Raw genomic sequence first — 9,411 nt, forward strand, 5'->3', positions numbered from 1 at the left:
GGATAATGGAAACGTCCCGCAGGAGCGACGATGAAACGGATGCTGACCACTCCTCTGCTGCTGGCCCTGCTGGCCGGCTGTCAGGCCTCGCCCCTCAGTGAGGCCAGCGTGGCCGAGGAAGCCGAAGCTGGCGAGGTGAACGATGCCATGGCCGAGACAGGGGCCAACGAACCGGCCGCCCCGGCGGATTTCGCGAGCTGGCTGGCCGGCTTCCGTCGTGAGGCGCGAGCGGAGGGCATTCGCGAGACAACGCTGGCACGAGCCCTCGATGGCCTGCGCTATCGTCCGCGGGTGATCGAACTCGACGGTTCCCAGCCCGAGTTCGTGCGACCGATCTGGCAGTACCTCGACAGCGCCGTCTCGGCGAGCCGGGTAACCACCGGTCGCGAGCGCCTGGAAGAGTACCGTGACACGGCTCGGGAAATGGAGCGGCGCTACGGGGTCCCGGCCGAAGTGATCGTTGCCATCTGGGGCATCGAGAGCAACTACGGCGGCAACTTCGGCAACTTCTCGACCCTCGAAGCCCTGGCCACCCTGGCCTACGACGGTCGTCGCCGCGACTTCGCCCGCGGCGAATTGCTCGCGGCGCTGCGTATCCTGGATGCAGGCGATATCTCCCCCGAGCGCATGGAGGGCTCCTGGGCCGGTGCCATGGGGCACACCCAGTTCATTCCCTCGAGCTTCGAGGCCTATGCCGTGGATGGCGACGGTGACGGTCGGCGTGACATCTGGGGCAGTATCCCGGATGTGATGGCCTCCACCGCCAACTATCTCGACCGGGCTGGCTGGCAGTCAGGGCAGACCTGGGGCGTGGAGGTCCGACTTCCCGACGACTTCGACTACGCCGAGACCGAGCTTTCCACGCGTCGCCCCAGCCGCGACTGGGCCGAGCGCGGCGTGCGTCGGCTGGACGGAACGCCACTGCCCGAGTTTGCGTCGGCCTCGGTGATCGCGCCCGGCGGCGCGCACGGCCCGGCCTTTCTGGTGGGCCCCAACTTCCGCGCCATTCTGCGTTACAACAACGCCACCAGCTACGCGCTGGCGGTCGGCACGCTGGCCGACGAGATCGCTGGCCGCGAGGGCATCGTGCAGGGTTGGCCCCGGGGGGAGCAGCCGCTGAGCCGAAGCCAGGTGCGTGAGATGCAGCGCCTGCTCAACCAGCGGGGTTTCGATGTAGGCGAGCCGGACGGGATCATGGGCCCCAACACCCGGCGAGGCCTGCGTGAATTCCAGGCTGCTATCGGCACCACGCCGGATGGCTTTGCCACCGTTAGCCTGCTCGAGCGCCTGAAGCGCTGATTGGCCGGTCCGGAGGATCTCATGACCCTGACTCGTTACCGTCTGCCCTTGTTGGCCGCCCTGTTGTCGAGTATCGCGTTTCCGGCCTTCGCCGGTGACGCGCAAAAGGTCTTTGGCTGGGTGGAGAAGGCGACGCTGGAACCCTGGGGGGTCGCGGTGAAGGCCAAGCTCGACAGCGGGGCCTTGACGTCATCACTAGACGCTCGCGATATCGAGGTTTTCGACCAGCAGGGCGAGGAGTGGGTCCGCTTTCGCCTCAGGCTCGAGGACGAGGCGAGCGGCGAGACCTTTACCGAACGCTTGACGCTGCCGCTCTACCGCGACCTCCGGGTGCGTGGGGCCGGCGGTCGGGACGAGCGTCCGGTGGTGCTCATGAAGGTGTGTCTCGGGGATATCGTCTATGAGGAGCAGTTCGGGCTGCGTGATCGGGAGGAGATGAATTACCCGCTGCTGCTTGGACGCCGTTCCATCGGCCATCTGGGTTTGCTCGATGTGCGCGAGACGTTCCTCAGTGAGCCGGACTGCGGCGTCGACTCTCCCTTCGTTCCGCACGATCCTGACGAGGGGAGCTAGCGTCCCGCTCCGCGCTCAGAAGAGCCGGGCAAGCAGGGCCGTCACCGCCGTCTCTACCCGCAGGATGCGTGGGCCCAGGTGGATACCCTCGCAGCCTGCCGCCAGCAGCTGGTCGACCTCCCACGGGATGAAGCCGCCCTCAGGCCCCACCAGCAGCAGTGCGGGCTCGTCGAGGCCGCGGGGGCAGTCGTTCGGCATGCCCGGGTGGGCCACCAGGCCCCGGCGCTCCGCCAGCAGTTCCGGCAGTCGATCCTCGACGAAGGGGCGAAAGCCCTTGGCCAGCGTCACCGTCGGCAGTCGGGTGTCGCGGGCCTGTTCCAGGCCAAGCACCAGATGCCGGTGGATCTTCTCCGCGCCGAGCTCCGGTGACTGCCAGTAGCTCTTCTCCACGCGGCGGGTGTTGAGCAGGGTGATATGTTTCACACCAAGCGCGGTGACGTGCTCCAGGCTGCGTGCCAGCATCCGCGGGCGGGGCAGGGCGAGCACCAGATGCACCGGCAGTGCCGGCGGTGGCAGCTGATCCAGGGCCGCGACGTCGAAGAGTGCCTCGTCGTCGCTCAAAGCCAGGAGTGCCCCGCGCCCCAGGTGTCCCCCTTCGATGCCCAGCGTCAGGCTGTCGCCGGGATGTGCCCCGTGCACCTCGCGCAGGTGGGCAAGGCGCCGCGGGTCCCGGACCCGGGCCAGGCGGTCGTTCTCGATATCATCGGGAGAAAGCAGGATCAGGTTCACGGGGCCTCGCCGCGTTAGAGACTGAATGGTGGCTATGCCTTGCATGGATGGTGTCGCGGTGCACAATGGCCGTACAGGGGCAGCCGCCCCTTCGTATAACAAGGAGCAGCGCCGTGCGCGTGATTCGCAAGTATGCCAACCGCAGGCTCTATGATACCGAACAGAGCCGCTACGTGACCCTCGAGGATCTACGTGGCCTGATCCTCGACGAGGTGCCCTTCCGCGTGGAGGATGCCAAGAGCGGCGAGGACCTGACCCGCACCATCCTGTTGTCGATCATCATCGAGCAGGAACAGGCCGACGGCGATGCACAGGTGTTCTCCAACGACCTGCTCGCCCAGTTCATCCGCGTCTATGACATGACTCAGCCACTGCCTCTGTCGCGCTACCTGGAGCAGGGCACCAAGCTGATGCTCGAACAGCAGCAGCGGGTGCAGGACCAGTGGCAGCAGGCCATACGGCACACGCCCCTGGAGTTCATGCGCGAACTGGCCGAGGAGAACATGAAGTTCTGGCAGAAGACCATCAACCAGGCCGATTCCTCGGACGAGGACGACAAGGGCAGCGGTAAGCCCTGAGCGGCGCCCCGGGCGAGTTTCTGACATAATGCCGCGACGTTTCTGGCACGGTTGTGAGGTAGTACAGCGGATGAAGGTACTGATCATCGGCGGCGGTGGCCGCGAACATGCCCTGGCCTGGAAGGTCGCCCAGTCTCCCCAGGTGTCGACCGTTTTCGTGGCCCCCGGCAATGCCGGGACGTCCCGGGAGCCGGGCCTCGAGAATGTCGACATCGGCATTTCCGATCTGGCAGGCCTGGTGGCCTTCGCTCGGGAGCAGGGCGTGGCGCTGACCATCGTCGGCCCCGAGGCGCCGCTGGTCGAGGGTGTGGTCGACCGCTTCCGCGAGGCGGGCCTGACGATCTTCGGGCCGACCGCCGGCGCGGCCCAGCTCGAGGGCTCCAAGGCGTTTTCCAAGGATTTCCTGGCACGCCATGCCATTCCCACCGCCGATTATCGCACCTTTACCGCGGTACCGCCTGCCCTCGAGTATCTAGAGGGGAAGGGGGCGCCCATCGTGATCAAGGCCGATGGACTGGCCGCCGGCAAGGGGGTCATCGTCGCCATGACCCTGGACGAGGCCGAGACAGCGATCCGCGACATGCTCGAGGCCAACGCCTTCGGTGATGCCGGTGCCCGGGTGGTGATCGAGGAGTTTCTCGAGGGTGAGGAGGCGAGCTTCATCGTCATGGTCGACGGCGAGACGATCCTGCCCATGGCCACCAGCCAGGACCATAAGCGGGTCGGCGACGGCGATACTGGTCCCAACACCGGTGGCATGGGCGCCTATTCCCCGGCGCCGGTGGTCACCGATGAGGTCTTCGAGCGTATCATGGCACGGGTCATCCGGCCCACGGTACGCGGCATGGCCGAGGAGGGACATGCCTACACCGGCTTCCTTTATGCCGGCCTGATGATCGACACCGACGGCAACCCGAAGGTGATCGAGTACAATTGCCGCTTCGGCGACCCCGAAACCCAGCCGATCATGCTGCGCCTGCGCGCCGACTTCGCCCAGCTGTGTCTGGCCGGGGCCCGCGGTGAACTAGCCGGCCATGCCTGCGACTGGGACCCGCGTGCCGCGGTGGGCGTGGTGCTGGCCGCCGGAGGCTACCCGGGCAGCTATCGCAAGCATGACCCCATCGAGGGGGTCGAGGCGGCCGAGGCCACCGGCTGCAAGGTCTTCCATGCCGGCACCGCCGAGGACGCGCAGGGCCGAGTGGTTACCGCCGGGGGGCGGGTGCTGTGCGTCACCGCCCTGGGCGACGGCGTCGGGGCGGCCCGCGACCTGGCCTACCGGGGGGTGGCCGAGATCTCCTGGCCCGACGCGCTCTTCCGCCGCGACATTGCCCACCGTGCCATCGCTCGGGAACGCGCGGACGCCTGACGGCGTGCGGTCCCGACACAACAAGAGCAGGAGCGAGGATGGAGCGTGTCAGACTGAGCTTTCCCGCGGATGATGTGGTGCATCGTCACCCGCTGACGGTGCGCATCACCGACATGAACTACGGTCGCCACCTGGGCCACGATGCGCTGGTGTCGCTGCTCCACGAGGCCCGCGTGGCGGCACTCGCCTCGCGGGACCTTCACGAGTGGGACCTCGGCGGCTACCCCTGCGTGGCAGCAGATCTCGCCGTGCAGTACCAGGCCGAGACGCGCTGGCCCGATGCCCTGGTGGTGGAAACGGCCATTCCCGAGCCGGGGCGCAAGGCGATCGGCGTCTACCATCGCATCCTGCGCGAGGCTGATGGTGCGACAGTAGCCACGGCGCGAATCAACTTGATGCTGGTCGATCCGCAAAGCGGCCGCCCGGTAGTGGTCCCCGCCGGTGTGCGGGATGCCCTGGCAGGAGCGAACTGATGTCCCGGGAGTATCCGATCATCGCCCTGACCGGCTCCTCCGGCGCCGGTACCACCACGGTGAGGCGTACCTTCGAGCGGATGTTTGCCCGGGAGGCCGTGCACGCCGCCTTCGTCGACGGCGATGCCTTCCACCGCTACACCCGACAGGAACTGGCGCGGATCTCCCTCGACGAGCCCGAGCGCAAGGATGAGCTCTCCCATTTCGCCGTGGAGGCCAACCTGCTCGATCGGCTCGAGGTGCTGTTCCAGGAGTACGGTGAACACGGCAACGGTTCCTACCGCCACTATATCCATGCCGAAGACAAGCAGATGATCGAGGCCGGTTACCAGGTGGGGACCTTCACCGAGTGGCAGCCGCTGCCCTTTGGTACGGACCTGCTGTTCTACGAGGGCCTGCACGGGGGGCTGGTCACTGCCGAGCTCGACATCGCCCGCCATGTGGACCTGCTGGTGGGTGTGGCACCGACCATGAACCTGGAGTGGATCCAGAAGATCGATCGCGACATGCGTCACCGCGGCTACTCTCAGGAAGCGGTGATCGATACCATCCTGGGGCGCATGAATGACTACGTGCACTATATTCAGCCGCAGTTCTCGCGCACGCATATCAATTTCCAGCGGGTGCCCACGGTGGATACCTCGAACCCCTTCGAGGTGCAGGACATCCCCATCGACGCCGAGTCCTTCGTGGTGATCCGCTTTCGCGACCCGGCCACGGTGGACTTCCCCTACTTGCTGGCGATGATCCAGGATTCCTTCATGAGCCGGCCGCACACCCTGGTGGTGCCGGGATCGCGGTTGTCCCTGGCCATGGAACTGATCCTGGGGCCGCTGGTCCGTCACCTGCTCGCCCAGCGGCGCTTTCGCTGACCCGAGACCCGACCGAAAGGAGTGACTCCCATGGATTGCCTGTTCTGCAAGATCATCGAGCGCGAGATTCCCGCCGACATCGTCTATGAGGATGATGACGTGCTGGCCTTCAACGACATCAATCCCCAGGCCCCCACCCATATGCTGATCGTGCCCAAGCAGCATATCGCCACCCTCAACGACATCGAGGAGGGCGATCTGGCGCTGGTCGGCCGACTGCAGTTCACCGCGGCGAAGCTGGCGGAGGAGAAGGGCTTTGCCGAGGAGGGCTACCGGGTGGTAATGAACTGCAACGACCAGGGTGGCCAGACCGTCTTCCACATTCATATGCACCTGATGGGCGGTCGTCGTTTCACCTGGCCGGCTGGCTAGCGCGATCGGGCGTACAACGCATCAAGTGCATTCTCGAGAGATATGCCATGACCCTTTCCCGCACCGACAATCTGATCCATCAGTTCGATACCGTGTTGAGGACCCTGGTGCCCCACGCGGCGGCTCCCTCGCGCCCTTCGCCAGCCACCGAGGATCTCCATGAGGCACCGATGAGCGACGAGGAGCGCCGACACGCCGCCGGGCTGATGCGCATCAACCACACCGGAGAGGTCTGTGCCCAGGCCCTCTATCAGGGCCAGGGGCTCACCTCCAGGCTGCCGGCGGTGCGCGGCCAGATGGAACAGGCCGCTCAGGAGGAGATCGACCACCTGGCCTGGTGCGACTCGCGGCTGCAGGAGCTGCATGACCGGCCCAGCCTGCTCAACCCGCTGTTCTATGCGGCCTCCTTCGGCCTTGGTGCCGCAGCCGGCGCCGTGGGTGACCGGATCAGTCTGGGCTTCGTGGCTGCCACCGAGGAGCAGGTTGGCCACCACCTGGAAGATCACCTGGTCAAGCTGCCGCCGGTCGACCAGCGCTCCCGGGCAGTGCTGCGCCAGATGGCCATCGACGAGGCCCATCATGCCCAGCTGGCACTGGAGGCCGGTGGCGCCCGCTTCCCCGCCCCGGTCAAGCTGGGCATGAAGCTGATGTCGAAGGTGATGACCACCAGCGTCTATCGTCTCTGAGCGATCCGGTGAAATCCGCGGCTGATCTGGCGACAGGCCTACGAGGGGGCGCTGTGAATCCATCCCTGGGCGCTACCGATGCCATCCCTGGCATAGGACCCCCTCTACGACCTGTCCCCAGCGCCGCTTGCGGTTGACGTCGTCTTCCGGCGCTACTCCTCGACGATGGTGAAGGAGTGGGTCATCTCGACCCCGCCCTTGACCAGCATGATGGAAGCGCTGCAGTACTTCTCGGCCGAGAGCTCCACGGCTCGCGCCACCTGCTTCTCCTTCAGCCCCTTGCCGCTGACGGTGAAGTGCACGTGGATCCTGGTGAAGACACTGGGAACCTCGTCGGCGCGCTCGGCCTCGAGGCTCGCCACGCAGTCGGTGACGTCGGCGCGAGCCTTGTCGAGGATATTGAGGACATCGAAGGAGGTGCAGGCGCCCATGCCCATCAGCAGCATCTCCATGGGGCGCGGGCCGGTGTTGCGGCCGCCGTGGTCGGGCGGGCCGTCGATGACCACGCTGTGGCCGCTTCCGCTCTCGGCAACGAATTGACGACCATCGGTCCATTTCACGCTGGCTTTCATGGGATCGGCTTCCTTCAGTTGAATTCGCAGGCCAGGCAGCATAGCAGCTGCGGCTTTTACGCTCAGCTTCGAAGGCGACGATCGAGGTCGGCCAGCCGCTCGGGCGTGCCCACATCGATCCAGGCGCCGCGGTGGTGGTGGCCGCCGACGCGCCCCTCGGCCATGGCGCGCCTGAGCAGCGGCGCCAGGGTGAAGGCGCCGGGGGGCTCGTCCGCCACCAGCGCCGGATCAAGCAGGCTGATGCCGGCGAAGGTGAGCCGTGGCTCGCCCTCGGCGTGCACCCGGCCTTCGGCGTCCAGGTGGAAGTCGCCCTGCGGATGGTGACCGGGGTTGTCCACCAGCACCAGCCGGGCCAGGTCGTCGCCCAGGGCGGGCAGGTCGGCAGGGTCCAGGTCGCACCAGACGTCGCCGTTGACCAGCAGGAAGGGGGCTTCGCCGAGCAGGGGCAGGGCCTGGCGGATGCCGCCACCGGTCTCCAGTGGCGTAGCCTCCCGGCTCCAGGCGATGCGCATCCCGAAGGCAGCGCCGTCCCCCAGCGCCGCGACGATCTGCTCCGCGTGGTAGCTGACGTTGATCACCACCTCGCGGATGCCGCCCGCGCGCAGGCGCTCCAGATGATGGACGATCAGCGGCTTGCCGCACACCTCGAGCAGCGGCTTGGGGCAGTGGTCGGTGAGTGGGCGCATGCGGGTGCCGAGTCCCGCGGCCAGGATCATCGCCCTCATGCGCCGGCCTCCAGCCGCGCCGCCAGCGCCGGTCGGAAGGTATCGGAAAGCCACGTCTTCAGGTCCGCGTGGCCCGGCAGGTCGGCGAGGCTATCCTCCAGATGGCCGAGGAAGTGCGGCAGCCGCTCGAGGTAGCCCTCCCGGGCGTCGCGAAGGGTCAGCCGACAGAAGATACCCAGCACCTTGAACGCTCGCTGGGCGGCCATGGCCTGTGCTCGGCGATGGAAGGTAGCGGGGTCGACATCGGCGGGGAGCCGGCCGTCGGCGATGGCGCGCACCCGGAAGTCCTCCACCCAGGCGGCGAAGCGAGCCGGGGGGAAGCGGCAGTAGCGGCCGCGCAGCAGCGAGATCAGGTCGTAGTTGAGCGGGCCGGCTACGGCGTCCTGGAAGTCGATCAGGTGCAGGGTATCGCCACGCACCATCAGGTTCATGGCGTCGAAGTCGCGATGCACCGCGACCACCGGCTGGGCCAGGGCCTCGGTGATCAGGGTCTCGCGCAGTGCCGCCCAGCCAGGAGGGGCGGTCATGCCCAGCCACTCTCCCAGGCACCAGTCGGGGAAGAGGTCCAGCTCGCGGCCCAGCAGGGCGGCATCATAGGCGGGCAGCTCCTCGACGGGGGCGCGATTCTGCAGCGCGTGCAGCAGTTCGAGGGCGCGTTCGTGCCAGGCCAGGGTGGCGGGCGCGTCGTCGCCCTGGAAGCACGCCTGAAGCGGGGTATCGCCGAGGTCGTCGAGCTCGATGAAGCCCTCCGCCAGGTCCACGCCATGCAGGGCGGGTACCGGCAGGCCGGCCGAACGCCAATGCTCGGCAATGGCCACGAAGGGTCGGCTGTCCTCCCGGTCGGGCGGGGCGTCCATCAGCATGCGGGTGGTGCCGTCGGGCAGCTGCAGGCGGAAGTAGCGCCGGAAGCTGGCATCGCCGGCCACGAGTCGCACCCCGATGGCGGATGCCGGCAGCGCGTGGCGGCGGGCAGCCCACTGGCGCAGTCGTTCGGGTCGCGTGGGGTCGGTGGCCTCTGGCATCGTCGTCTGGCTCCTTGCGTGAAAAGGCGGGTGCGGTTGACGGCCCCCGGGAGGCCCCGCATGCTGAGTTCCCGACGGCGTCGGCGATGGCCGGACCGATGCCGGCAGGACAGGCCGGATGCGGCCTGTATAATACCGATTCAT

At 67.3% G+C, this 9,411-nt stretch carries 12 protein-coding genes; 8 read left to right on the top strand and 4 right to left on the bottom strand.

The features are described from left to right. Nucleotides 1–30 precede the first annotated feature (30 nt). Both HALO32_RS07545 and rloA3 read left to right on the top strand, forming a co-directional pair. Nucleotides 31–1,299 (top strand): lytic murein transglycosylase, encoded by a 1,269-nt coding sequence (locus HALO32_RS07545; RefSeq protein ID WP_151443182.1) that lies wholly within the window; start codon nucleotides 31–33, stop codon nucleotides 1,297–1,299. A 21-nt stretch (nucleotides 1,300–1,320) separates the two neighbouring features. After that, nucleotides 1,321–1,872, top strand: a complete 552-nt coding sequence (gene rloA3 / locus HALO32_RS07550) for a retropepsin-like aspartic peptidase RloA3 (protein WP_151443183.1) — start codon at nucleotides 1,321–1,323, stop codon at nucleotides 1,870–1,872. A gap of 15 nt (nucleotides 1,873–1,887) precedes the next feature. On the opposite strand, the gene HALO32_RS07555 is transcribed toward rloA3, so the two are convergent. Next, nucleotides 1,888–2,601, bottom strand: coding sequence for a 16S rRNA (uracil(1498)-N(3))-methyltransferase (locus HALO32_RS07555; protein ID WP_151443184.1), 714 nt, complete (start codon nucleotides 2,599–2,601; stop codon nucleotides 1,888–1,890). Between the two features lie 113 nt (nucleotides 2,602–2,714). On the opposite strand from HALO32_RS07555, the gene phaR reads away from it, so the two are divergent. The 6 genes from phaR to coq7 all read left to right on the top strand — a co-directional run bounded on the left by phaR (nucleotide 2,715) and on the right by coq7 (nucleotide 6,948). Beyond that, complete coding sequence (gene phaR / locus HALO32_RS07560) at nucleotides 2,715–3,179, top strand: polyhydroxyalkanoate synthesis repressor PhaR (protein WP_151443185.1); 465 nt, start codon at nucleotides 2,715–2,717, stop codon at nucleotides 3,177–3,179. Nucleotides 3,180–3,249: 70 nt separating this feature from the next. After that, nucleotides 3,250–4,545, top strand: a complete 1,296-nt coding sequence (purD, locus tag HALO32_RS07565; RefSeq protein ID WP_151443186.1) for a phosphoribosylamine--glycine ligase — start codon at nucleotides 3,250–3,252, stop codon at nucleotides 4,543–4,545. Between the two features lie 38 nt (nucleotides 4,546–4,583). Beyond that, on the top strand, nucleotides 4,584–5,018 hold the full coding sequence (locus HALO32_RS07570; RefSeq protein WP_151443187.1) for an acyl-CoA thioesterase: 435 nt from the start codon (nucleotides 4,584–4,586) through the stop codon (nucleotides 5,016–5,018). Further along, nucleotides 5,018–5,890, top strand: a complete 873-nt coding sequence (locus HALO32_RS07575) for a phosphoribulokinase (protein WP_151443188.1) — start codon at nucleotides 5,018–5,020, stop codon at nucleotides 5,888–5,890. The genes HALO32_RS07570 and HALO32_RS07575 overlap by 1 nt, the downstream gene beginning before the upstream one ends. Before the next feature lie 30 nt (nucleotides 5,891–5,920). Beyond that, the gene (locus HALO32_RS07580) at nucleotides 5,921–6,262 is read left to right on the top strand and encodes a histidine triad nucleotide-binding protein (RefSeq protein ID WP_151443189.1); all 342 of its coding nucleotides are present in this window, start codon (nucleotides 5,921–5,923) and stop codon (nucleotides 6,260–6,262) included. Between the two features lie 47 nt (nucleotides 6,263–6,309). Further along, nucleotides 6,310–6,948 carry a 2-polyprenyl-3-methyl-6-methoxy-1,4-benzoquinone monooxygenase gene (gene coq7, locus HALO32_RS07585; RefSeq protein WP_151443190.1) on the top strand — a complete coding sequence of 213 codons (639 nt, stop codon included), beginning with the start codon at nucleotides 6,310–6,312 and terminating at the stop codon, nucleotides 6,946–6,948. A 152-nt stretch (nucleotides 6,949–7,100) separates the two neighbouring features. Here coq7 and HALO32_RS07590 read toward each other — a convergent pair whose 3' ends face one another. From HALO32_RS07590 to HALO32_RS07600, 3 genes are all read right to left on the bottom strand, one after another. Next, entirely contained in the window at nucleotides 7,101–7,520 is a 420-nt protein-coding gene (locus HALO32_RS07590; RefSeq protein ID WP_151443191.1) for an OsmC family protein, read from the bottom strand. Nucleotides 7,521–7,582: 62 nt separating this feature from the next. Further along, on the bottom strand, nucleotides 7,583–8,245 hold the full coding sequence (murU, locus tag HALO32_RS07595) for an N-acetylmuramate alpha-1-phosphate uridylyltransferase MurU (RefSeq protein WP_151443192.1): 663 nt from the start codon (nucleotides 8,243–8,245) through the stop codon (nucleotides 7,583–7,585). After that, entirely contained in the window at nucleotides 8,242–9,267 is a 1,026-nt protein-coding gene (locus tag HALO32_RS07600) for an aminoglycoside phosphotransferase family protein (protein ID WP_151443193.1), read from the bottom strand. Before HALO32_RS07600 ends, murU begins: the two co-directional genes overlap by 4 nt. Nucleotides 9,268–9,411 lie beyond the last annotated feature (144 nt).

Source organism: Halomonas lysinitropha (genome assembly GCF_902500215.1).
In the GTDB taxonomy this organism is placed as follows: domain Bacteria; phylum Pseudomonadota; class Gammaproteobacteria; order Pseudomonadales; family Halomonadaceae; genus Halomonas; species Halomonas lysinitropha.